The sequence below is a fragment of the Micromonospora arborensis genome, from assembly GCF_003205615.1.
Classification (GTDB): domain Bacteria; phylum Actinomycetota; class Actinomycetes; order Mycobacteriales; family Micromonosporaceae; genus Micromonospora; species Micromonospora arborensis.
The window spans coordinates 49,736-72,162 of sequence record NZ_PYBV01000015.1; the positions used below are offsets into that span (position 1 = coordinate 49,736).

General features: G+C 68.8%; 19 protein-coding genes. 14 read left to right on the top strand and 5 right to left on the bottom strand.

The genetic code is table 11. The features are described 5' to 3' along the window. The first annotated feature begins 84 nt into the window (after nucleotides 1-84). From C7C45_RS12930 to C7C45_RS12945, 4 genes are all read left to right on the top strand, one after another. Nucleotides 85-1,863 (top strand): N-acetylglutaminylglutamine amidotransferase, encoded by a 1,779-nt coding sequence (locus C7C45_RS12930; RefSeq protein ID WP_110563894.1) that lies wholly within the window; start codon nucleotides 85-87, stop codon nucleotides 1,861-1,863. Then, the gene (locus tag C7C45_RS12935; RefSeq protein WP_110563895.1) at nucleotides 1,864-3,705 is read left to right on the top strand and encodes a S9 family peptidase; all 1,842 of its coding nucleotides are present in this window, start codon (nucleotides 1,864-1,866) and stop codon (nucleotides 3,703-3,705) included. It abuts the gene before it with no gap. A 17-nt stretch (nucleotides 3,706-3,722) separates the two neighbouring features. Further along, nucleotides 3,723-4,283, top strand: a complete 561-nt coding sequence (locus C7C45_RS12940) for a hypothetical protein (protein ID WP_244200358.1) — start codon at nucleotides 3,723-3,725, stop codon at nucleotides 4,281-4,283. Between the two features lie 73 nt (nucleotides 4,284-4,356). Beyond that, on the top strand, nucleotides 4,357-4,911 hold the full coding sequence (locus C7C45_RS12945; protein WP_110563934.1) for a dihydrofolate reductase family protein: 555 nt from the start codon (nucleotides 4,357-4,359) through the stop codon (nucleotides 4,909-4,911). 7 nt (nucleotides 4,912-4,918) lie between these two features. Here C7C45_RS12945 and C7C45_RS12950 read toward each other — a convergent pair whose 3' ends face one another. Next, nucleotides 4,919-7,951 carry an AfsR/SARP family transcriptional regulator gene (locus tag C7C45_RS12950; protein ID WP_110563935.1) on the bottom strand — a complete coding sequence of 1,011 codons (3,033 nt, stop codon included), beginning with the start codon at nucleotides 7,949-7,951 and terminating at the stop codon, nucleotides 4,919-4,921. A 68-nt stretch (nucleotides 7,952-8,019) separates the two neighbouring features. On the opposite strand from C7C45_RS12950, the gene C7C45_RS12955 reads away from it, so the two are divergent. From C7C45_RS12955 to C7C45_RS35515, 4 genes are all read left to right on the top strand, one after another. Then, nucleotides 8,020-8,772, top strand: coding sequence for an alpha/beta fold hydrolase (locus C7C45_RS12955; protein WP_110563896.1), 753 nt, complete (start codon nucleotides 8,020-8,022; stop codon nucleotides 8,770-8,772). A 267-nt stretch (nucleotides 8,773-9,039) separates the two neighbouring features. Beyond that, nucleotides 9,040-9,924: a class A beta-lactamase gene (bla, locus tag C7C45_RS12960; RefSeq protein ID WP_208641155.1), complete on the top strand. Its 885-nt coding sequence runs from the start codon at nucleotides 9,040-9,042 to the stop codon at nucleotides 9,922-9,924. A 276-nt stretch (nucleotides 9,925-10,200) separates the two neighbouring features. Continuing rightward, complete coding sequence (locus tag C7C45_RS12965) at nucleotides 10,201-10,980, top strand: YwqG family protein (protein ID WP_208641156.1); 780 nt, start codon at nucleotides 10,201-10,203, stop codon at nucleotides 10,978-10,980. Between the two features lie 395 nt (nucleotides 10,981-11,375). Next, complete coding sequence (locus C7C45_RS35515; RefSeq protein WP_280101373.1) at nucleotides 11,376-11,504, top strand: hypothetical protein; 129 nt, start codon at nucleotides 11,376-11,378, stop codon at nucleotides 11,502-11,504. On the opposite strand, the gene C7C45_RS12970 is transcribed toward C7C45_RS35515, so the two are convergent. Further along, on the bottom strand, nucleotides 11,501-12,139 hold the full coding sequence (locus tag C7C45_RS12970) for a TetR/AcrR family transcriptional regulator (protein WP_110563899.1): 639 nt from the start codon (nucleotides 12,137-12,139) through the stop codon (nucleotides 11,501-11,503). The genes C7C45_RS35515 and C7C45_RS12970 overlap by 4 nt on opposite strands. Nucleotides 12,140-12,197: 58 nt before the next feature. On the opposite strand from C7C45_RS12970, the gene C7C45_RS12975 reads away from it, so the two are divergent. The 3 genes from C7C45_RS12975 (at nucleotide 12,198) to C7C45_RS35520 (ending at nucleotide 16,873) form a co-directional block, all read left to right on the top strand. After that, nucleotides 12,198-12,845 carry a class I SAM-dependent methyltransferase gene (locus C7C45_RS12975; RefSeq protein WP_110563900.1) on the top strand — a complete coding sequence of 216 codons (648 nt, stop codon included), beginning with the start codon at nucleotides 12,198-12,200 and terminating at the stop codon, nucleotides 12,843-12,845. 180 nt (nucleotides 12,846-13,025) lie between these two features. After that, nucleotides 13,026-15,407, top strand: coding sequence for a galactose-binding domain-containing protein (locus C7C45_RS12980; RefSeq protein WP_110563936.1), 2,382 nt, complete (start codon nucleotides 13,026-13,028; stop codon nucleotides 15,405-15,407). A 458-nt stretch (nucleotides 15,408-15,865) separates the two neighbouring features. Then, nucleotides 15,866-16,873 carry a DUF5677 domain-containing protein gene (locus tag C7C45_RS35520; protein WP_280101374.1) on the top strand — a complete coding sequence of 336 codons (1,008 nt, stop codon included), beginning with the start codon at nucleotides 15,866-15,868 and terminating at the stop codon, nucleotides 16,871-16,873. A gap of 283 nt (nucleotides 16,874-17,156) precedes the next feature. On the opposite strand, the gene C7C45_RS34440 is transcribed toward C7C45_RS35520, so the two are convergent. Then, nucleotides 17,157-18,755: a restriction endonuclease gene (locus C7C45_RS34440; protein WP_208641157.1), complete on the bottom strand. Its 1,599-nt coding sequence runs from the start codon at nucleotides 18,753-18,755 to the stop codon at nucleotides 17,157-17,159. Between the two features lie 115 nt (nucleotides 18,756-18,870). On the opposite strand from C7C45_RS34440, the gene C7C45_RS12995 reads away from it, so the two are divergent. Next, nucleotides 18,871-19,428 carry an HD domain-containing protein gene (locus C7C45_RS12995; RefSeq protein ID WP_110563938.1) on the top strand — a complete coding sequence of 186 codons (558 nt, stop codon included), beginning with the start codon at nucleotides 18,871-18,873 and terminating at the stop codon, nucleotides 19,426-19,428. Here C7C45_RS12995 and C7C45_RS13000 read toward each other — a convergent pair. After that, complete coding sequence (locus tag C7C45_RS13000; RefSeq protein ID WP_110563902.1) at nucleotides 19,416-19,886, bottom strand: NUDIX domain-containing protein; 471 nt, start codon at nucleotides 19,884-19,886, stop codon at nucleotides 19,416-19,418. The two genes, C7C45_RS12995 and C7C45_RS13000, sit on opposite strands and share 13 nt — an antisense overlap. A gap of 24 nt (nucleotides 19,887-19,910) precedes the next feature. After that, the gene (locus C7C45_RS13005) at nucleotides 19,911-20,660 is read right to left on the bottom strand and encodes a helix-turn-helix domain-containing protein (protein ID WP_110563903.1); all 750 of its coding nucleotides are present in this window, start codon (nucleotides 20,658-20,660) and stop codon (nucleotides 19,911-19,913) included. Between the two features lie 206 nt (nucleotides 20,661-20,866). On the opposite strand from C7C45_RS13005, the gene C7C45_RS34045 reads away from it, so the two are divergent. Both C7C45_RS34045 and C7C45_RS13010 read left to right on the top strand, forming a co-directional pair. Next, the gene (locus tag C7C45_RS34045) at nucleotides 20,867-21,028 is read left to right on the top strand and encodes a hypothetical protein (RefSeq protein ID WP_167454712.1); all 162 of its coding nucleotides are present in this window, start codon (nucleotides 20,867-20,869) and stop codon (nucleotides 21,026-21,028) included. After that, entirely contained in the window at nucleotides 21,015-22,352 is a 1,338-nt protein-coding gene (locus C7C45_RS13010; RefSeq protein ID WP_110563904.1) for a helix-turn-helix domain-containing protein, read from the top strand. Before C7C45_RS34045 ends, C7C45_RS13010 begins: the two co-directional genes overlap by 14 nt. Nucleotides 22,353-22,427: the final 75 nt, after the last annotated feature.

Below are 22,427 nucleotides of genomic sequence, written 5' to 3' on the forward strand. Positions count from 1 at the left end.
CATGTCATCGGGGCGCAACGCGGTCCGCCAAGCCTGGACCGGTCAGCGGCCCGAGCAGTCCCGAGCCGATGGGAGTTGGGTGCCATGTGTGGTATCGGAGGTGAGTTCCGCCTCGACGGGGGGCCATCGGACCTGGCCGCCGTCGAGCGGATGCTGCCCGTCCTGGCCTCCCGAGGCCCGGACGGCGAGGGCCGGTGGCAGCAGGGGCCGGTGGCCCTGGTGCACCGCCGTTTGCGCATCATCGACCTCTCCGACGCCGGCGCCCAGCCGATGGTCGACCCCGAGCTGGGCCTGGCCATGGTCTTCAACGGCTGCATCTACAACTACCGGGAGCTGCGCGACGAGCTGATCGCCGCCGGCTACTCCTTCCGGTCGACCTCCGACACCGAGGTGATCCTCAAGGCGTACCACCGGTGGGGGACAGCCTGCGTCGAACGGTTCTACGGGATGTTCGCGTTCGCCCTGGTCGAGCTGGCCACGCACACCCTGGTCCTGGCCCGCGACCGACTCGGCATCAAGCCGCTCTACCTGGCGCAGGGGCCGGGTCGGGTCCGCTTCGCCTCCACGCTGCCGGCGTTGCTCGCCGCCGGCGACGTCGACACCGACCTCGACCCGGTGGCGCTGCACCACTACATGAGCTTCCACTCGGTGGTGCCCCCGCCGCGCACGATCCTCGCCGGGGTCCGCAAGCTCCCACCGGCCACCGTGCGGGTGATCACCGCGGACGGCCGGAGCACCGACACGCTCTACTGGCGGCCGGAGTTCAACCGGGCCGCCGCCGCTCCGATGTCCGCCGACGAGTGGCAGGAACGGATCATGGCGGCGTTGCGCACCGCCGTACGCCGACGAATGGTCGCCGACGTGCCGGTCGGGGTGCTGCTCTCCGGCGGTCTCGACTCCAGCCTGATCGTCGCCCTCCTGGCCGAGCAGGGCCAGACCGGGCTGGCCACCTTCAGCATCGGTTTCGAGGCGGCGGCGGGGGAGAGCGGCGACGAGTTCCACTACTCCGACCTGGTGGCACGCCACTTCGACACCGACCATCAGCAGATCCGCATCGGCGCGAGTCGGTTCGTCCCGGCCGTGCACGACGCCATCGCGGCGATGAGCGAGCCGATGGTCAGTCACGACTGCGTCGCGTTCCACCTGCTCTCCGAGGAGGTCTCGAAGCGGATCACGGTGGTGCAGTCCGGGCAGGGCGCCGACGAGATCCTCGCCGGCTACGACTGGTACCCACCGATGGCCAACGTGGCCCGGGCGGACGCCGTCGAGGCGTACGCCCGGGTGTTCTTCGACCGTCGTCACGACGCGCTCGGCGGTCACCTGGCGCCCGAGTGGATGCTCGACCACGATGCCAGCCTGGAATTCGTGACGGCCCACTTCGGCGAGCCCGGCGCGGACACCGCGCTGGACGCGGCGCTGCGCCAGGACAGCCTGGTGATGCTGGTCGACGACCCGGTCAAGCGGGTCGACAACATGACGATGGCCTGGGGGCTGGAGGCCCGTGTGCCGTTCCTGGACCACGAGGTGGTCGAGCTGGCCGCGGCGTGCCCACCCGCGTTGAAGCTGGCCCAGGGCGGCAAGGGCGTGCTGAAGGCGGCGAGCCGGGGCATCGTCCCGGACGAGGTGATCGACCGGCCGAAGGGCTACTTCCCGGTGCCCGCCATCCGGCACCTCTCCGGCCCGCTGCTCGACGACGTCCGGGACGCGCTGACCGCCCAGCCGGCGCGCGAGCGGGGCCTGTTCCGCAAGGACTACCTGGAGGAGTTGCTGGACGCGCCGAACGCCCGGCGGACCACGCTGGGCTCCAACGCGCTCTGGCAGCTCGGGCTGCTGGAGCTCTGGTTGCAGCGGATCGGGGTTTAGATGAGCGTACGGACCGAGGCGCCGCGTAGCATCCGGCGGGCCCGACCCGCGGGACACCGCCCGGCGCCGCCGTCGTTGCTCCCGGCCGGCGAGGACTTCGCGCCCGCGCCGTCCCCGGACGGCCGCCGGGTGGCGTTCCTCTCCGACCGGGCCGGCACCCCGGGCGTCTGGGTCCGCGACGTCGACGCCGCCGAGGCCGTCGTGCTGCCCACCGGCGACGAGCCGGTGCTCGCGCTGAGCTGGTCCCCGGACGGGCGGTGGCTGGCGTGCGTCATCGCCCCCGGTGGAGCGCCCCGCACCGAGCTGTGGGTGCTGCGCCCGGACGGTTCGGGCCGCCGCCAGGTCGCCGGGTTCGGCCGGCGCAGCGCCGCGTTGGCCGGCTGGCTGCGCGGCGGCGCGGTCCTGGCGGTCACCGAAACCGACGAGCTGGGTCGGGCCGTCCTGATCGACGCGGGCACCGGGCACCGGCGGGTGCTCACCGAGGGCGACCTGCTCACGCTCCTGGACGTGACCCCGGACGCCAGCGCCGCGCTGCTGCGCCGCGGCCCGCGTAACGCCCGCTGGCTGGAGCTGCTCGACGTGGCGACCGGCGCCCGTCGGCGCTTGCTCCCGGACACCGGCCGGGGCAGCACCGACCAGGGCTGGTTCGGCCCGGACGGTACGAGCGTGCTGGCGCGCACCGACGCGTTCTCGGAACTCGCCGCGCTGGTGCGGGTCGACCTGAGCCGACCGGAGCAGCCGCCGACCCGGCTCGCCTGGCGACCCGACGCCGAGTTGGAGCACGTGACGCCGAGCGCGGACGGGCACCGGGCCGCCCTGCTGTGGAACACCTACGGCGGGCGAAGCGAGCTGAGCCTGCTCGACCTCGCCGACGGCGTGCAGCGGGCCGTCGGCGCTCCCGGGGAGGTGCTCGACGACGCGGTCTTCGCCGCCGGCGGTGACCTGCTCTGCCTGACCGCGCAGGGGCCGGTGCAGCCCCGGGAGGTCTGGCTGGTCGATCCGCCGACCGGGACGCTGCGCCCGCTGCGGCCGGGCACGCGTACGGGCGACAGCGGTGTCGCGCCGCAACTGGTCGACCTGCGCGCCCGCGACGGTCTGCCACTCTCCGGTTGGCTCTACCGCCCGTCCGGCCCGGGCCCCTGGCCGACCGCGATCAGTCTGCACGGTGGCCCGGAGGCGCAGGAACGTCCTGCCTACAACCCGCTGTTCCAGGCCCTCGTGGCGCAGGGCGTCGCGGTCTTCGCGCCCAATGTCCGGGGATCATCCGGGTTCGGCCGCTCCTTCGTCGCCGCCGACAACCTGGCCGGCCGCTACGGTGCGATCGCCGACGTGGCTGCCTGCGCCGACTTCCTCGTCGACAGTGGCGTCGCCCGGCCCGGCCAACTCGGCTGTCTGGGCCGTTCCTACGGTGGTTACCTGGTTTTGGCGGTGCTGGTGAACTTCCCCGGGCTGTTCGCCGCCGGGGTCGCCGAGTGCGGCATCTCCGACTTTCGGACCTTCTTCGCCGGCACCGAGCCGTGGATCGCCGCCGCCGCCGTCAGCAAGTACGGCGATCCGGAGCGGGATGCGGAGTTGCTGCGTGACCTCTCGCCGCTGACCCACATCGACCGGCTGGACGTGCCGGTGCTGCTGATCCACGGCGCCAACGACACAAACGTGCCGGCTGGCGAGTCGACGCAGGTCGCGCAGGCGTTGGCGGCTCGGGACGTGCCGCACCGGCACCTGGTGCTCGCTGGCGAGGGGCACGACTTCCTGGCGCGTGCCAACCAGGAGGCGGCGCGTACGGCCACCACCGGCTGGCTGACCCGGCACCTCGCCGCGACCGTGACCACCGTCGGCTGAGGCGATATCCTCCGCCGGTGGAGCTCACGGCGCAGGGCGAGCGGTTGGCCGCGGACCTGGGCCGCTGGTTGGCCGATCTGACGTTCGTCGACCTGGACACCGACGAGGTCACCGCGCGGGTGATCGACGCGGTGGTGCGGTGGGCCGAGGGCCAGGGTTGGCGGGTCTACCGGCGTGCGCCCAGCGTGCTGCCGTTGCCACCGCCGCTGGAGCAGCGGCACTCGGTCCTTGATGTGGCGTGTGCCCGCCCGGACGGCCCGCCGGTCGTCGTGGAGGTCGACCACACCGACCGGGCCCGTACGGTGCAGAAGTTACGCGCGGAGGCGGACGCCGGCCGGGTCCCGATCTGGGTGCGGTGGGGCGTGGGGCGTTTCACCGCGCCGCCACCGCCGGTGCGGATGGTGACCGTCGAGGTGACCCGGCGTGCCGGGCCCGCGGGGCGCGGACGGCTGCACAGCCGCACCGGGGACCGTCCCGCGCCGGCGCACTCGACCGGCGGCGGCACGGTGGCCACGCAGGCGCTACCGATCCCGCTGACCGATCCGGACGCGGGTGACGGCGCGGGTAAGGGCGTCTGAAGCGAATCGTAAGCGGGTCCCGGCAGAGTTCTGGGTGTCACCGGAGAACACGACCGACACCCAGGAGATTCCGATGCGCAAGCTCATCAACTCGACCTACCTCACCCTCGACGGCGTCATCGAGAACCCGATGTGGACCATGCCGTACTTCGACGAGGAGGCCGCCAGCCTCGCCGGGGCGCTGACCACCGAGGCCGACGCGATGCTGATGGGTCGGGCCACCTACGACGGCTTCTCCGCCGCCTGGCCGAACATGGACGAGAACGACCCGACCACGGGCGCCGCGTTCTTCAACAACGTCAAGAAGTACGTCGCCTCGACCACCCTCACCGACCCCACCTGGAAGAACACCGAGGTGCTCCAGGGCGACCTGGTCGAGGCGGTCACCGCGCTCAAGGCCCAGGAGGGCAAGAACATCATCCAGTACGGCTTCGGCTCGGTCACCGCCCAACTGATCAAGGCGGGTCTGGTGGACGAGGTCCGGTTCTGGATCCACCCGGTGCTGGAGGGCGGTGGCAACCTGACGGCGGCGCTTACCGATTTCAAGGCCTCGTTCGACCTGGTCGACACCCGGGTGCACAAGAGCGGCGTGATCGTCGCCTCGTACGCGCCGAAGACGACGGCCTGACCAGAGCTCAGAGCTGAGCCCGGGCCTCGCCTGGGCTCAGCTTCGCGCCCTCGGCGAGCAACGCGTCGAACCGCTCCGGCCCGAGTTCGGCCCGCAGTCGTGCGGTCGTCCGGTCGGTGTCGTCGCGTTCGGCCGGCGCGGCCGGGGACTGCGTGGCGAGCCGGGCGGCGGCCGCGGCGCCCAGCAGTCGGGCGGCGACCTCGGGGGAGCGCACCGCCGCCGCCATTCCCTCCAGCGGGCCGACCGCGTCGCGCATCGTCGCCATCGCCTCGGCGGCCTCGAACGCCTCGACGTGCAGGGCCAGCGCCGCGTCCGGGTCGCCGCCCTGCTCGACCGCGTAGCCCAGCTCCACCAGGATCATCGGCAGGTAGAGCGCGGGTTGGCTCTCGCCGCGGCCGAGGTCGGCGAGGTGGGTGAGGTGGGTGACGGCCAGGTCGAGCTTGCCGTCGCGGCGGGCGGCCAACCCGAGGCTCATCTCCGCGAAGATCAGCGCACCGGGCGAGCCCTGCTCCACCGCCAGGTCGTACGCGCGTTCGGCCAACTCCCGACCCTGGGCGTAGTCGCGGGTCTGCACGGCGAGCCAGGCCAGCCAGGACAGCTCCGCGCAGACCTGCGGCCACAGCGCCAACTCCTCGGCCCAGCGCAGCCCCTCCCGGTGCAGCGCGACGGCCCGCTCGTGCTCGCCGCGCATGTCGGCGAGCCCACCCACCCACTCGGTCGCCCGGAGTCGACCCCACCGGTCGCCGAGATCGGCGAAGAGCGCGGCGCTGCGGGTCGCGGTGCGTTCCAGGGTGGCCTGGTCACCGTTGGCGTGCGCGAGGTGCGCCCGGGAGGTGAGCACCGCCGCCTCGGTCCACGGGTCGACCACGGCGGTGGGCAGCAGTTCCGACGCCAGGGCCAGGTCGCCGTGCTCGATCACCGCGTTGGCCGCGAACCAGGCGGCGTGGCCGTCCGGGTCGACCGCCACCGCGGCGCGTACGTCGTCCGGTGCGATCGCCTCGCCCAGCGACAGGGCGAAGCCGACCCGCCAGGGGGCCGCACGGGTCTCCTGTTCCGGGTCACCGGGCACGGCCAGGGCTTGCCGCGCCTCGGTGAGCCGGCCGCGCAGAAACCAGTACCAGCTCAGCGCGACGGCCAACCGCAGCCCGCCACCGTTGACCAGTGCCGACCGCAGGTTCGCCGTCTCGGCGTCCAGCAGCGCCAGCCACCGCCGCTGCTCAGCGCCGCGCAGCTCGGGATCGGCGCGTTCGGCCAGCTCGGTGTAGTAGGCGGCGTGCCGCGCGCGTACCTCGTCGGCGTCGGTCAGGCGGTCCAGGCCGAACGCGGCCACCGATTCGAGCAGCCGGTAGCGCGGGTCGGTGCCGGAGTCGTCGAGCACCACCAGGGACCGGTCCACCAGCCGGGCGAGGGTGTCCAGATCGGTCCGGCAGACGTGTTCGGCGGCCTCCGGGGTGCAGCCGTCGGGGAACACCGCCAGTCGGGCCAGCACGGCCCGGTCGGTCTCGTCCAGGAGGTCCCAGCTCCAGCTGATCACCGCGGTCAGCGTCCGCTGCCGGGTCGGCACGTCCCGCTGCGCGGAGGTGAGCAGCCGGAACCGGTCGTCGAGCCGGTCCACCACCCCCCGCAGACCCAGTGCGCGGACCCGGGTCGCGGCCAACTCCAGCGCCAGCGGCAGGCCGTCGAGGCGGCGGCAGAGCTGGGCCACCGCGGGCGCGGTCTGCTCGTCGAGGCGGAACCCGCGCTGCTGCGCGGCCGCGCGGGCGGCGAACAACCGGGCCGCCGCCGAGCGCCGCACCGTGTCCAGGTCACTGTCGCCCGGCACGGGCAGCGGGGGTACGTCCCAGAGCAGTTCGCCGGTCAACCCGAGCGGCTCCCTGCTGGTGGCCAGCACGGTCAACCCGGGCACGTCCCGCAGCAGCCGGGTGACCAGTTCGGCGACCGGCTCGACCACGTGTTCGCAGTTGTCGAGCACGAGCAGCAGTTGTCGGTGCCGCAGGGCGGAAACCACCCGGTCACCGGCGGACATGCTCGTGCCGGCGGTCTCGTGGGTGCCCAGAGCGCCGAGCACCTGTTCGGCGACGCGCGGGTCGCCGGCCGGCAGTGGTGCCAGCTCCACCAACTGGACGCCGTCCGGGAAGGACTGTGTCCGGGCCGCCTCGGTGGCCAGTCGGGTCTTGCCCACACCACCCGGCCCGACAAGCGTGACCAGCCGCTGCCGAGGCAGCAGCGTCCGTAGCTCGGCCAGCGCCTCGGCTCTCCCGACCAACTCGTCGAGTTGGGCCGGCAGGCTGTTGCGGATGATCGCGGCCTTCGGCGGAGCGCTCAGCCCGGCGTCCTGTTCGAGGATCCGGCGGTGCAGGGCGACCAGCTCCGGGCCGGGGTCGAGGCCCAGCTCCTCGGCGAGCCGGTCGCGCAGTTCGGCGTAGCTGTCCAACGCCTCGGTCTGGCGGCCGGCCGCGTACAACGCGCGGAGCTGCACCGCCCGCAGGCCTTCGCGCAGCGGGTGCCGGGCGACCAACTCGACGAGGTCGGCGGCGACCAGGTCGTGCTCGCCCCGAGCCAGCCGGGCCTCGGCCAGCCGTTCGTGCACGGCGAGGCGCTGTTCGGCGAGGCGGGCCGCCTCCGCTCGGGCGAACTCGGCGTCGGCCACGTCGGCGTACGCCTCACCGCGCCACAATCCGAGCGCCTCGGTCAGCCGGTCGACGTCGCTGCTGCGGGCCAGCTCGGCGAACCGGTCGGCGTCGACCGAGGCGGCCCGCAGCAGGTAGCCGGGCGGCCGGGACTCGATCAGCTCGCGGGCACCCGGCTCGGCGTCGTTGAGCGCCTTGCGGAGCTGGGACACCCGCACCTGTAGGGCACCCAGGGGATTGGCGGGGGAGTCGGTTCCCCACAGGTCGTCGATGAGCCGGTCGGCCGAGATCACCTGGTTGCGGTTGGCCAGCAGGTCGGCGAGGAGCGCCCGTACCTTCGTGCCGGGCACCACCACTGGCTCGCCGGCATCCGTGCTCACGGCGAGCGGCCCGAGCACCCCGAACTGCACGGCCGACATCTTAGCGCCGGTAAGGCCACCTGAAGTCGACCGTAAGCGCGTCGGTGCACCGTGTGGGCATGGACATCTATCACGAAGACCACGGCAACGACACGGGCCGCCCGCTGGTGCTGGTCCACGGCGCGCTCTCCGGCATCGGCACCTCGTTTGGCACGATCCTGCCGATGCTGGCGAAGACCCGCAGGGTGATCGCCGTCGAGCTGCAGGCCCACGGCCGCACCCCCGACGTCGATCGTCCGCTGACCGTGGAGCATTTCGCCACCGACGTGGTGGAGTTGCTCGACCGGTTGGGCGTCGAGCGGGCGGACGTGTTCGGTTGGAGCATGGGCGCGGCGGTCGCGTTGCGCCTCGGCACCGATCACCCCGACCGGGTCGGGCGGCTGGTGCTCGCCTCGGTGAGCTTCGACGACGACGGCCTGCACCCCGGGCTCCTGGACGGGATCCAGGACCTGCAACCCGAGCACCTGCACGGGTCGGAGTTCCACGAGGAGTACCTGCGAACCGCGCCGGACCCGGCGGGTTGGGCCAACCTGGTCACCAAGATGAAGGTGCTGGACGCGAGCCTGCCGCAGTGGACGCCCGAGCAGATCCGCGCGCTGGCCGCACCCACCATGATCGTGCTGGCCGACTCGGACATCGTCCAGCCCGAACACGCGGTGCGGATGTTCCGGCTGCTCGGCGGTGCGGTGCCCGGCGACCTGACCGGTCTGCCCGCCTGTCGGCTGGCCATCCTGCCCGGCACGACGCACACCTCGATCCCGCAGCGGGCGGACTGGTTGGCCCCGATGATCGAGGACTTCCTGACCCCCTAGCTAGAGGAGCCTTCTACCTCTCGTCCGGTTGTCGCCACAACCTGGGCAGTTGAGGTCGGCCATCCAGAGCCTTCCAGCTAAGTGTGGCGTGACTAACGTCTGGATTCGGCGCGCAACCGGGGCTGGATGATCAGGCGTATCCCCCGTATGACCAGCCACGATCAGCCTTCATCGCCGCGGCCGACGTCTCTGCCCCCGACCGCGGGCGCCCCTGTCACCCGTTGGGCAACTGAGCCATCAAGGGTCGGTCGCCGTTCCCTCCTGAGCATGGCGGCTCTACTGCCGTTGGCCGCCTGCGGGAAAGCCAGGGAACCTGGCGCGTCCTCGCCGGCTGCGTCCTCGCCGCCTGTTTCCCCTAGTCCGTCGGCAGAAGAGCAGCACAGCCGCCTGGTTGAGCTGGAGCGTCGGTTCGACGCGCGCCTGGGTGTGTACGCCCTCGCCACCGGTACGGGCGCCACCATCGCGCACCGTGCGGACGAGCGGTTCGCGTTCTGCTCGACGTTCAAGGGCCTCGCCGCTGCTGCCATCCTCCACAACCACTCGATGCCGCATCTGGAGACAGTCGTCCGGTACTCCCGTGCGGACCTCATGAAGAGCGCCGTCATCACGGGGCAGCACGTAGCGACCGGAATGACCATTCGGCAGTTGGCCGACGCCGCCGTACGGTACAGCGATGGAACCGCGGGCAACCTCCTACTTCGCGACCTTGGCGGGCCGGCAGCGCTAACGGCCTACCTGCGGAGCCTCGGCGACTCGGTCACCCAGATGGACCGGATCGAGCCGGAGATCGTCAGCGCTATTCCTGGCGATCCGCGGGACACCACCACACCCAGGGCCATCGGCACCGACTACCAGAAGATCGTGCTGGGCGACGCGTTGCCGGCCGACAAGCGCGAGTTCCTCAAGGACTTACTCATACGCAACACCACCGGCGCCCGCCGCATCCGCGCTGGGCTGCCGACGGGCTGGACCGTGGCCGACAAGACCGGTACCGGTGATTACGGCACGATCAACGACATCGCTATCGTTTGGCCCCCGGGGTCCGCGCCCCTTGTCATCTCAATGATGTCGAGCAGAGCGGCTCGAGAAGCCGACTATGACCAGGCCCTCCTTGCCGAGGCGACCGCGTACGTCGTGGACCGGCTTGCCTGATCGAAACCGTCAACGGGCTGGTCTCCCCGGCCCACGATCCGGCCCATGGCCACCTCGAACGCCTCCCGCCAGCGGACGGGATCTATGCCGTGACCAGCCGCCCCCGTCTCATCGTCAGTGCACACAACTCCACGATGATCAGGGATGCCACCGCTATGAGCTGTCTCGGGCAGCCCGGGCAAGTTGTCAGTGGCGGCAACTACCTTTGCCGGTGTGACGGATGAGCTTCGTGAAGCGTTGATTCCCTTTCGTACGAGGGCCGTTGAGGTGGGCAGTGTGCTCGACCGTGTGGACCCGATACCGGCGGAGGAGGTGGACCGGTGGATCGGCCACGCCCGGCCTTGCGCGATCCTCAGGTTGGACGGAGAGGGGCCGGTCGCGGGGAGGTTCGGTGGGCCGCTGCTGCTGCCCGCCGACGTCCCGGACCCGAGGCACCCGTACGTCGGGTACATCGACTTCGCCGCGTTGCCGAAGGGCTCGACGGACCTTCCTCTGCCGCCGGACGGACGCCTGCTGCTCTTCGCCGAGATCTGGGAGCTGTGGGACGGCGACAACCGCGGCCATGCCGTCTATGTCCCGGCTGGCACCCCGGTGACAGAGCGCGACAGATATACCTGGACGGCCTACGGGGATAACTCCGTCGACGAGTTCCGGGAGAACTTCGACAACTTCCCGCAGGGCGAGTTGAGAGTCACGGCCGAACCGGACCTGCCGCACCAGGCACCTGACGGTTTCCCGCACTATGACGGGCTCTTCGCTGTCTGGTGGGACGTCGCGGGCAGGAACCGGAACCGGCATCTGCAGCTCGGCGGCTACGCGTACGAGGAACCCCCGCTGGAGCAGATCGTGAGCTGCGCTGTGCAGCAGGCCGAGCAAGGGCGGTGGGGCGGCGGTGAGCCGGTGTCGGGCGACCCCGAGGACTGGGTTGCGCTGGCCTACTGGGACGCGGATGTCGCAGACCGGGAAGGCACGCAAATGCAGTGGATCATCCAGCGCGCGGACCTGGAGGCCGGTCGCTTCGACCGCACCTACGTGACCGGCTACTACAACCCCTGACCCGGCCGGGCGAGCCGGTGACCGTGACGGACGGTCAGCGGCTCGCCGGGGCCGTCAAGCCCTGCCGGCAGCCCACCAGCGGCGGTCGGACACGGCGCGCCATGAATTCGGTCCTGATGGTGCGGAACGAGAGGCCGGCTGCGAGTTGGTCACTCGCCGGACTTCCCAGCGCGGGTCCCTGGGCGGCGCCCGCGCCCGGGTCTCCCCGTACCTGACCGAGGCCCTCGTTGTCCCGGGGGCGGTGTGGTTGATGTCGGTGGCAGCTGCTACGAATGCCGGCTTGACCGACGACGAGATCATCCACAGGATCCGAGAGCAGGATGCGGCTGGCGAGCTGCCGACACCTGCGCCGCCCGAGGCCGTGGCCGAGCTTGAGACCCGCAGTGGGGCATCCGATGCCGCCACTCCTCAAGCGGATCTATCTCGAAGTCGCCGACGGTGGGTTCGGCCGCTGGGGCGAGGCTTTGTCCCTTACTGACACCACCTACAGCTTCAGCGACAGCGGTCGGCTGCTGGAGGATTAGCCGGGGTCGGCGCAGAGTTGGGAGGTCAAGGTGGTGCGGGCCCACTCTTCCCACGTGTCCGGTGACCAGTCGCGGTCGCGGACGAAGATCAGGTAGAGCTGCGGGCTGAGCAGGCCGAACAGCAGGTCCGCCGCCATCTCGATGGAGAGGCCGGGACGGGTGTCGGGCTTGCCGGCCAAGGCTTCGGCCGCTGCGTACTGCACGGTGTAACGCGGGTCGGGGCCGTCCGGCCACTGTGCGGCGATCTCAGGGTCGGTGGCTGCGGCAGCCGCGATCAGCGGCATGATCGGGGCGACCCGGCCCAGGATCTCGCGGGTGCCGTGGACGTGCGCGCGCAACTGCCCGGCTGCGGTGGGCTCGGCACACGCGGCGCGAAACCACTCACGATCCATGGTGGCGACCGGCTCGGTGTCCCCGGCGATGGACGTGTCGACGACGTCCTTGAACAGCGTGCGCTTGTTGCGGAAGACGAAGTAGACCGTCTGGACGGCCACGCCCGCCCGGTCCGCGACCTCCTGCAGGCTCGTCGCCCCGTAACCCTGCGCGACGAACAGCTCGCGAGCCGCCGCGATCACCTTTTCTCGGGTACGGCGTGAGCGCTCCGCTCGCTTGTCCGGCCGCTTGACCTTGTCCATATTGCGAGTCTATCTTTAGAGCATGTCACTAGAGTTCAACTCTAGATTCTTGGAGGACATGATGGACCAGCCGGACCAGGCGACGACGCAGCGAGACCCGGAGGAGGAGGTCGTCCACCGCGCACTGGAGGCCTACTACCGCACCGGCAAGCCACCGTGGGACACCGGCGTGACACCGCCCGAGCTGGTCGACCTGGTGGAGGGGCACGGCGCGCTGCCGCCCGGCCGTGCCCTCGAACTCGGCTGCGGCACGGGGACCAACGCCACCTACCTCGCACGCCACGGCTGGGAGGTGGCGGCCGTCGACCTGATCGACCGCGCCGCCGACCAGGCCAGGGAGAAGGCTGCGGCAGCCGGAGTGGCGGTACGGGGGCTGCACGGAGACGCCACCCGCCTCGACGAACTGGACGTCCCGGGCCCCTTCGACCTGTTCTTCGACCTGAGCTGCTACTGCGGCGTCCCGCTACACCGCCGCGACGCCTACGCCGCCGGGCTCACCCACCGCGCCGCTCCCGGAGCACGGCTGCTGATGTTCGGATACGGCCCCGAGCCGCTCGGCAATCCGACCACCGAGATCACGTCGTGGGCGGCGGGCGTCACCGCCGACGAGCTCCGCGACAGGTTCCGCGGCTGGGAGCTAATCGACGTCACACCGGGCACCAACTCGGTGCCGACCTTCTGGTTCACGCTGCGCCGCGACGCCTAGCATTTGGCGATCAGGCCCAAGCAGGCTCGCTCCGGCCTCGCCGCGGTGAGTTCAGGGCCGCGTGGCGAATCTTCCGGGCCATTGACGAATAATTTCATCGATAAGTCTAACTCTTGCGGGACGGCAATCATTGCTGCCACGATGGCCGCCAATGCCTTCCGTCCCGAAGGAGTGGTCGTCATGGCGGTCTCCCGCCGCAGGTTCGTCACGTCGGTGCTGGCGTCCTCCGCCCTCGCCGCCGCCTCCACCACCGAACTGCTCGCCAGCCCGGCGCAGGCCGCCAGTCCTCCCGGGGACGTGGTCGGCAAGGTGACGGTCGGCTACCAGGGCTGGTTCAGTGCCCCCGGCGACTCCGCACCCATCGGCGGTTGGTGGCACTGGAGCCGGGACCGGTTCCAGCCCCCGTCGCCCGCCAACACCACGATCGTGTCCTGGCCGGACATGCGGGAGTACACGCGCAGCTATCCCACCGCGTACCCCAATCTCGGCAACGGCTCGCCGGCCACCCTCTTCTCCTCCTACGACCAGCAGACGGTGGACACCCACTTCCGGTGGATGCAGGAGTACGGCTGCGACACCGCAGCGCTGCAACGGTTCAACCCGATGGGCGACGAGGGGCCGACCCGCGACGCGATGACCCAGAAGGTCCGCTCCGCCGCCGAACGCTACGGCCGCAAGTTCTACATCATGTACGACGTCACCGACTGGTTGACCTTCCAGGCCGACATCAAGACCGACTGGACGACGAAGATGTCGGCACACGTCGCGTCCAGCGCGTACGCCCGCCAGAACGGCAAGCCGGTCGTCTGCATCTGGGGCTTCGGCTTCAGCGAACCCAGCAGGCCCTTCACCCCAGGCCCGTGCCTGGAGGTCATCAACTGGTTCAAGGCGCAGGGCTGCTACGTCATCGGTGGAGTGCCCACCTGGTGGCGGCAGGGCATCGAGGACTCCCGCCCCGGCTTCCTCGACGTCTACCACGCCTTCAACGCGATCTCGCCGTGGATGGTCTACCGGGCCAGGACCGTGGAGGAGCTCGACTCGTACTACAACAACGTCAACGTCGGCGACATGGCCGACTGCGCGGCGCGCGGCATCGACTACCTGCCCTGTGTGATGCCCGGTGACCTCGCCGGTGGCCACCGCAAGCACGGCGACTTCTACTGGCGGCACATCTACAACATGGTCCGGCTCGGTTCCCAGGGCCTCTACGTGTCCATGTTCGACGAGTACAACGAGGGCAACCAGATCGCCAAGACGTCCGAGACGCAGGCCACCACCCCGGCCGGCGCGAACATCCGGGCGCTGGACGAGGACGGCGTGGCCTGCTCCTCCGACTACTACCTGCGGATCACCGGCGACGGCGGCCGGATGCTCAAGGGGCAACTCGCGCTCACCCCGGTGCGCCCCACCCCACCGATGGTCGGCACCCCGCCCCCGACCGGTGGAAACCTGGCCGCCGGCCGCACCACGTCGGCGAGCAGCCAGGGTGGCGGGTTCCCGGCGTCGAACGCGGTGGACTCCGACGCGGGCAGCTACTGGGAGAGCGCCAACGGCGCGTTCCCGCAGTGGTGGCAGGTCGACCTCGGTGCCAGCCACCAGGTCAACAAGCTCGTGCTGCGGCTGCCCGCCGGGTGGGGCGCGCGTACCCAGACCATCACCGTGCAGGGCAGCGTCGGCGGTGGCTCCTTCGCCACCATCGCCGGGGCCTCCGCGTTCGCCTTCGACCCGGCCACCGGCAACACCGTCACCCGCACGCTGCCGACCACCACGACCCGCTACGTCCGTCTCAGCATCGGCGCCAACACCGGCTGGCCGGCCGCGCAACTCGCCCAGGTCGAGGTGTACGCCGGCAGCGACACAGTGGACACCACCGCGCCCACCACGCCGAGCGGCCTCACCGTGACCGGCAAGACGGCGACCAGTGTGTCGCTGGCCTGGACGGCGTCCACCGACAGCGTCGGGGTGACCGGTTACCAGGTACGCCAGGGCGGCGCGGTGGTCGCCACCGTCACCGGCACCACGGCGACGGTGAGTGGGCTCAACCCGTCCACCGCGTACAGCTTCACGGTCACTGCGCGGGACGCCGCAGGCAACACCTCCGGCGCGTCCTCTGCGGTCACGGTCACCACGGACGCCGCAGCCAACGCGGACCTCGCTCGGGGTCGACCCACCAGCGAGAGCAGCCACGTCCAGAGCTACGGGTCGGGCAACGTGGTCGACGGTGATCCGAACAGCTACTGGGAGAGCGCGAACAGCGCATTCCCGCAGTGGGTGCAGGTCGATCTGGGTTCGTCGCGCACGGTGGGGCGGGTGGTGCTGAAGCTGCCGCCGTCGTCGGCGTGGGGCAGCCGGACGCAGACCCTGGCCGTGCAGGGCAGCGCCGACGGGGGCAGCTTCGGCACGCTGGTCGCCTCGGCGGGGCGCACCTTCAACCCGGCCACCGGCAACCAGGTGACGCTGACCTTCACCGCCGCCCAGACCCGTTACGTACGGGTCACCGTCACCGGCAACACGGGCTGGCCGGCCGGTCAACTGTCGACGCTGGAGGTCTACGCCAGCTGACCGGGCGTGGGGCGGCCGCCGGACGCCGACCGGCGGCCGCTCTTCCGGATGGCAGCACGCCCTCTAGGCCAGAACTGAACCTTCGGCCAGGATGAACCCTCTGACGTCGACGTACGTCGCCCCGGAGGTGGTCGTCGGTCGGAGAATCCCGAGCGGTCCCTGGCCAGTGAGTTGAGTCGGCGGATTCGAGCCGACGAACCCGTGACGCCAAGAGGTCGGCAACAGGTTGTATCTGGTGCGCGGGAGTGGTCGGTGGCCCGACCGCGTTCATCGCGGCCCCTCTCGGTGTGTTCGGGTTCTCGTACTTGCTGCTGCTGTGGCGGTCCCCGAGCGGCAGCTTGCCCACGCCTGGACCACAGGGAACGAGGGCTGGCCGGTCTGGCAGGGCTCGGCCCCGAGTCCGACGTGGACACCGAATTGGGGAGGCTCGATCGAGCAATCTAGTGCATTATCAGTGCATGGCCGCTGATCCCTACGACGGGTATGTTCAAGCGCTACTCGACCTGACTCAATCTACCGAGCATGACCTAGCGGTATCGGACGGTGGCGACGACTTCTTCCGGCAGATAGAGGATTCCGTCGCGGAGTTCGAAGATGACCTGCTAGCCCTTGCGGACCGCACGTGGGAAAGTCGAGCAGGGCTAGAAAGGAATCTTGGCGAGAGGTTCTTTCTTGCCTTCAGGGCTCTAGATTCGATTCTCGCAATCACTTACGCAGCGACTCGACTTCTAACTACAGGACGGTTGCAATATTCGAAGCGCCCCCCTCGCCCGGTGCAATACGCAGCGTCAGTTCTACTTACGAGATCAGTCGGAGTTGGTCATGAAATTTGCGCGATGCTGCGGGCTGGATTCCCTGGTGGTGCGTACGCACGGTGGCGGACCCTTTACGAGCTAGACGTGGTGGCAGCGGTTTTGAGGAAGGGGCCGCGCGGGACGGCGGCGAGATATATCAACCATCGCTGGGTCCTAGTCGCAAAGAAGCCTCGTGAGTATTTTCCCGATGATAGTGAGTGGATGAATATTCGACCTAAGGTCGAAAAGTTGGCTGCAGATTTGGTCAGCCGATACGGTCCCAACTACTCAAATACCTACGGATGGGCTACTGAGGTCACGAAGCGAAAGCTGGGCGTCGAAAAGCCGCAATTCTGGCACCTCGAAAAGATCGCCGATCTTAAGGGGCACGGTCAATTCCTAGCCGGTGCTAACCACAGTGTTCACGCAGACTCGCTCGGCGGCCTACTCGCAATTGGCCGCGACGGCATCATGCACTCTGGAGCAAGGTCCGACGACATCCAAATCATATGCGCTTTGACGGTTAGAACCGTAGGTGAAATCGCCGACTCAGTTATCCGCATGTGGAAGAGTTACGATCCATCTGCCGGTCTAAACGTGCTCGTCGGATTATTCGGTGAACTCAGTCTGACCTTGCAGCTCGACGCCTTGGCCGGTACGCGCGCCACTTAGGCATCCGAAGCATTATGATGCGCTCAGCAACGAATGGTTCCCGTTGTGCCGCCTTATAACCCTCGGTGGGCCCGGATAAACTCATGTGTGTCGGCCTCAAAGAACCCCCGGAACCGCCACCGAATCACGGCAGCCGGGGCTTCCATCGTGTCGCGTCGACGGGGGCTAGAGCCGCTGGGTGCCGCTCGCGCTTGCGCTCTTGGCGGATGAGTTCCCGTGCGGCGACCTCTGGTCGGCCCCTGGTTGGCGGCGCGAGCGGCCTGCCAATTGCGCCAACGCTTATCTACCCGGCTGGCCCGGGTCGGCCAGTCTGGTGGTTGTCGGATGCACGGATCCTGGTCGGCGGACGTGTGCCCGGGATTACATCGAATCCCAAGTGCTGCTTGATTAGATGTTTCAACTCAGCACCGTTGATCAGGGTGATTCGGTTCCGCTGCGCGAACTGTTCGCTGGTCCGGCTAAACCATGACGTAGTTACGAGTACACCGGTGGTGGCGTTGTGGTCAGTCATCACGCCCGTGAGCGCGTGCACAGCGTCAAGCCCAACAAGCTTGGTCCACCTCTTGGCCTGTATTAGGCAAACCCCGCCAAAGAACAGATTCTTGCTTGTTGCAACAGCGTCGACGCCCCCGTCTTTTGACGGCACTGTCCGCCAAGCCTCTGCGCCCATCGCCGCGAAAAGGTCCTTGACTAAATGCTCGAACTCGGTTGGCGAAAGTTTCAACAAATTCCGCCGAGAATCGAGGCCCGCTAGTTCGTCAGCAGCTTCGACAAATCTAAATCTCTTGAGATCAAAGGTAATAAACGGTTCGACCGCTTCCAGGTCAAACGGGTTCGGCGATACCAGCGCGTTGAGGTATTTGAGGCACGCAGCAGGATCTACTTCGGCTAGGTTTATATCGGCAAATGCGGATCGCTCAGCCTCGACGCTGATGAGGTGTGGGTGAGCTCTCTTGCCGGTGGCCCTGTCTGTAGTGCTGACGCGACCGTTAAAGACAACAGCCTCGACCACTTCGGACGGTGTGCTGCGGAAGATTTCGTGTAGCGTCCTGAGCGCCATAGACGCGATGAGGCGCGCGTACCGCTGCTTGACCTCTGCTGCCGGCCTAGGAACAGGATCCACAGAATTGCGGCTCTTTACGTAACGGTACTCTCGGACGTTCGGCACCACTTGCTGCGCCGGCAACTCGAATTCAACGACCACGTCTCGGTTTTCGGGCCGGTAGGCGACCTGCCATTTACGTGGAAAGCTTTTTGGATACATGGAAGCTCTGAGTACCTTATCTACAAACCACTCGACAGCTTCGGCTTCTCCGAGCGCGAATCCTTGTCGGCGTGCCTCCAGGTTGTTGTTATAGAGCTCTGCACCGGCGTGCGCCTCCTCTGCCTTTCGATGGTGTTCATCTTGGGCCGCTGCTAGCTTACGCAAACGTTCGCCCTCAGCGCGCTGGAAGTCCGCGGTTGCAGCTTCAAATGAGCGTCGCGCTTGGGCAAGGGCCCGATGGTACTGGCTCATACCACCGAACCATCGTCCAATACCTCGGGGTTCCACAGGGGCGTACTGCTGCCATATCGGTTCAGCGAGAGGGGTCGCCAGCGTTCCCGGCTGAAAGGTCGGCGGTTCAAACTTCACCTTCAGTCCGGAAAAAGACAACGTTGGGTGATTTAAAGCATTGACGAGTATTTTCTCAAGTAGTCCAATTTCCTCGGCCACAGCTTCGGTTCTCGTCGCGGCCAAACGCTGCTGTTTCGTGGCATTCTCCGCCTGTCGTGCCTTCTGCTGCTCTCTGCCCTGACGCGCAACTTCCCGTGCCAGTCGGTCAGCCTCTCGCCGTTCCGCCGCCAGCTGGCGTGCCTGATCTGAGCGACCACCTTGCGCCACGCGTCACCTCCGCCGCTACGTAAACTGTCGATCCAACTACTCTAGGTATCGACTGTCCGTCTTGGAAGAGAGGATCGACCTGGCGCCGGAGTTTCGCGAGCCCTACGCTCTCGACATGGTAGGAACCGTCGAGCGGGCGGCTAGGCTGGCTGAACAACACCTCGGACCTGCGTTACCTCGGCGTTGGCGGCATGTCCGGTCGGTTGCTGCGAAGGCTCAGCGGCTCAGCCCGTTGGTTGGTCAAGATGCGGATACGCTTGTCGCTGCTGCCTGGTTGCACGACGTGGGTTATGCGCCTGACATCGTCGCGACCGGCTTTCACTCGCTCGACGGTGCTCGTTGGCTACTGCGCCATGGTGCCGCCGATCTGCGGCTTGCAAGCCTGGTCGCCCATCACTCCTGCGCTTCGTACGAGGCAGACGAGCGGGGCCTGGGACAAATCCTACGCTCGGAGTTCTTTCAAGAAGAGTCGCCGACGTCCGACGCTCTTTGGTACGCAGACATGACGACGGGACCGGACGGCCAAGACCTCGCGGTGGGAGAAAGGCTTGCCGAGATCCGCGAACGGTACGGCCCGGACAGTATTGTCACGCGGTTCTGGCGCGGAGCCGAGCCGGCGTTACTAGAGGCCGTGAGTCGGACGCAGGCTCGGATGGCCACCTACCCGATGTAAGGCTCACTCCGTTGCTCAAGGCCAGTGTCAATTCGGAGTCGCATCGACGGATGGATGAGTAATTCGCCAAGTTCATCGTGTGCGACCCACCGCACCGCAGACGACTCGTCGCTTATCGCGGGCTCCCCACTCACATAGCGACCGCGAAAGCAGATCGAGAATTGTTGTCGCACCTCACCGTCGCTGTACTCCACGACGTGCTTCGGGTTGGTGTAGATGCCCACTACGCCGGTCACCTCAATCTCGACGCCGGCCTCCTCCCGTGTCTCCCGCACGGCCGTCTCGGCGATGTACTCGCCGAAGTCCTGGGCGCCGCCGGGCAGTGCCCACAGGCCGTTGTCGGTGCGTTGGATGAGCAGCACCCGCCCCTGCTCGTCCTGAACGAAGACGGTCACGGCTACGACGATGCTGTTCGGCTTCGGGGCGTTCGGGTTGTTGAAGTGCTCGATCCGGGCCATGGCCTCCCTCTCACTGCCAGCGGCTCAATGCTCAGGCCAGACGGCTCGCTTCTTCCCGAGGACCCGGTTGAAGCTGGCGACGTAGCTGTCGAACAGGTCCCCGCCACCGAGGCGCCGCAGGTGCAGCACCGGCGCATACGCAGCCGGCGTGCCGTAGAGGTGGGTGTTGACCAGCATCTCGTCGTCGAAGCGGTAGATGGAGTTGTAGAGGATCGTGTCGTGGTAGTAGATCCCGACGTTGTCCAGGTCCCGTAGGTCTTTGTAGAACGCGAGCGCGTTGAGGATCTTGTTGGACATCGCTGGGCCGATGCCCTCGGCGTCTCCACGCTCGGTGATGTGCTCGCCCTCCGGGTCGCCGAATAGCAACTCCACCTGCGCCCCGGCCAACGCCTTCTCGCGAAGCGTTGCGATCCAGCGGTGGTTGAACTCGGGCAGGAACAGTCCTCCGTAGACCAGGACGCCGACCTGTCGGGTGGCCTGCTCCAGGAGCCGCTGCCAGAGGTCGGTGGGGACGGCTCCGCGGCGCGGGTAGATGTGGACGAGTTCCGATTGGCTGATCTGCACGGCTCGTTGCGTCGGAAGTGCGTCCGGCCAGAGGTACGACTCACTCTCGTTCAGCAGCTCGGCGATGGTGTGGCGGTGCCGCGGGTACGGGTTGCGGGTCTGTGTCACCCACCGCTCGACGGTCTTCGGGTCAACACCGAGCTTTTCGGCCAGCGCCGACGCCGTCAGACCGTTCTTGAGCATGCCGTCGCGAAGGCGGTGGTTCGGCATCGCATCTCCTGCGCACTGGGCTGGGGGACGGCGTGGGGACGACTCAACCTAACAAGGATGTCCCCAGTCGTCCGTGACTCGCGGTGAAGTTGTCATTACCGGTCGGCGGAGCCTGGTTTCACAGGACAGCTCGTCCAGACAGGACGCGAGAGGCCCAGCCGAGGTTCGGCGAGTCCGAGCGTCGGCACCGGCTGACGGAGGTGGGCATGCAAGGCGACGAGCCGACGAGCAGAGCCGAGCAGACTGAGGCGGCCGAGCGGGAGGCTGCCAAACAGCGCCTCCTCGCCCAGGCCGAGGCGGACCGCGTACCCGTGGAGGACACGACCCGCGCGGTCCCGGACCGGCGGTGGCGGCGTGACCAGCGATGACCTGCCCATCGGCCGGCGGGTGGCCCGTTGGCGGGTGCGGCGGTCGATGACGCAGCAGATGCTCGCGGACCGGCTGTGCAGGTCGAAGAGTTGGGTGGACAAGGTGGAGCGGGGCGTGCGCGCTCTGGACCGGTACTCGGTGATCCAGGAGCTGGCTCACGTCCTGCGGGTCGACCCGGAGGTGCTCCTCGGCCAGCAGCGGCCAACCCCGGCCGGCCCGCCGGACGGGGTGGACGACATCCGCGCCGCGCTCGCCCGCTACGACGTCCCGCAAGCCCCGCCCCAACCAGCGGAGGAAGTGCGAAGGCAGGTCGGGTACGCCTGGTTGACCTACCAGCACGCGCACTACGGGCAGTTGGTGCGGCTGCTGCCGGGTCTGCTCGCCACCGCCCAGGCCGCGCGGTCACCGGAGTTGCTGGTGCAGGCGTACCGGATCGCCTCGTCGCTGCTGGTCAAGCTGGGCGAGGCCGACCTCGGCTGGCTGGCGGCCGACCGCGCGATGGCCGCAGCGGGCGCCAACCCGGTCCTGGCGGCGACGGCAGCCATCTCGATAGGCCAAGTGCTCCGCGCGCAAGACCGAGGCCACCTGGCCCTGGCCGCTCTGCTCCCCGCAGCCAACCGCGTCCTTCCACCCTCATCCCACAACGGTGATCAAGAGGTTTGCGGGACTTTTGGAGATCAAACTTCCCCCAAACCTCTTGATCACCGGGGGCAGGGCGATCACCGGGGGCAGGGCGATCACCGAGGGCGGGGCGATCACCGGGGGCTGGGCGATCACCGGGGGCTGGGCGATCACCGAGGGCGGGGCGATCTTCGGGGGCGGGGCGGTCGCCCGGAGTGGGCGGTGGGTGGGACGTTGTTGGTGCAGGCCGCTCTCGCTGCTGCGGGCTGCGGCGAGCGCCGCCGCGCCGACGAGCTGACCGACCGGGCGGCAGGGATTGCCGGGCAGATCAGGGGGTACGACGATCAGCACCGCACCAGCTTCGGGCCGGTCGTTGTCGAGCTGGCGCGGGTGTTGGTGGCGGCCTCGCGGGGTGACGCCATCGAGGCGTTTCAGAGGCACTCGATGACTGTGCGGCGGGAGGGGTGGCGGCGGTTGCCGACCGAGTACCGGGGCGCGTACCTGCTGGACGTCGCACAGGCGTACCTCCAGGTGGGTGACCTGCGCGGCGCCGCACGCGCCCTCGTCGACGCGGACCACGTCGCGCCGGCTGAGGTTCGGTGCCGCCCGTTGGCGCGTACCGTGATCGCCGAGGTCGCCCGTGGTCACCCGGCACCGGCCGGGGTGGCGCGACTGGCGACGGTGGTCGGCCTCACCCGCTGATCGGCTGTGCGGCACCGCAGAGGCCGGGTGGTGGTGCGGAGCGGGGTTGGGCGCTGCCCGTGGCAGCGCCCAACC

Coding starts and splice junctions, on each gene's coding strand:
- C7C45_RS12930 (WP_110563894.1), top strand. CDS start 85: ATGTGTGGTATCGGAGGTGAGTTCCGCCTCGACGGGGGGCCATCGGAC.
- C7C45_RS12935 (WP_110563895.1), top strand. CDS start 1,864: ATGAGCGTACGGACCGAGGCGCCGCGTAGCATCCGGCGGGCCCGACCC.
- C7C45_RS12945 (WP_110563934.1), top strand. CDS start 4,357: ATGCGCAAGCTCATCAACTCGACCTACCTCACCCTCGACGGCGTCATC.
- C7C45_RS12955 (WP_110563896.1), top strand. CDS start 8,020: ATGGACATCTATCACGAAGACCACGGCAACGACACGGGCCGCCCGCTG.
- bla (WP_208641155.1), top strand. CDS start 9,040: ATGGCGGCTCTACTGCCGTTGGCCGCCTGCGGGAAAGCCAGGGAACCT.
- C7C45_RS35515 (WP_280101373.1), top strand. CDS start 11,376: ATGCCGCCACTCCTCAAGCGGATCTATCTCGAAGTCGCCGACGGTGGG.
- C7C45_RS12970 (WP_110563899.1), bottom strand. CDS start 12,139: ATGGACAAGGTCAAGCGGCCGGACAAGCGAGCGGAGCGCTCACGCCGT.
- C7C45_RS12975 (WP_110563900.1), top strand. CDS start 12,198: ATGATGGACCAGCCGGACCAGGCGACGACGCAGCGAGACCCGGAGGAG.
- C7C45_RS12980 (WP_110563936.1), top strand. CDS start 13,026: ATGGCGGTCTCCCGCCGCAGGTTCGTCACGTCGGTGCTGGCGTCCTCC.
- C7C45_RS35520 (WP_280101374.1), top strand. CDS start 15,866: ATGGCCGCTGATCCCTACGACGGGTATGTTCAAGCGCTACTCGACCTG.
- C7C45_RS12995 (WP_110563938.1), top strand. CDS start 18,871: ATGGTAGGAACCGTCGAGCGGGCGGCTAGGCTGGCTGAACAACACCTC.
- C7C45_RS13000 (WP_110563902.1), bottom strand. CDS start 19,886: ATGGCCCGGATCGAGCACTTCAACAACCCGAACGCCCCGAAGCCGAAC.
- C7C45_RS13005 (WP_110563903.1), bottom strand. CDS start 20,660: ATGCCGAACCACCGCCTTCGCGACGGCATGCTCAAGAACGGTCTGACG.
- C7C45_RS34045 (WP_167454712.1), top strand. CDS start 20,867: ATGCAAGGCGACGAGCCGACGAGCAGAGCCGAGCAGACTGAGGCGGCC.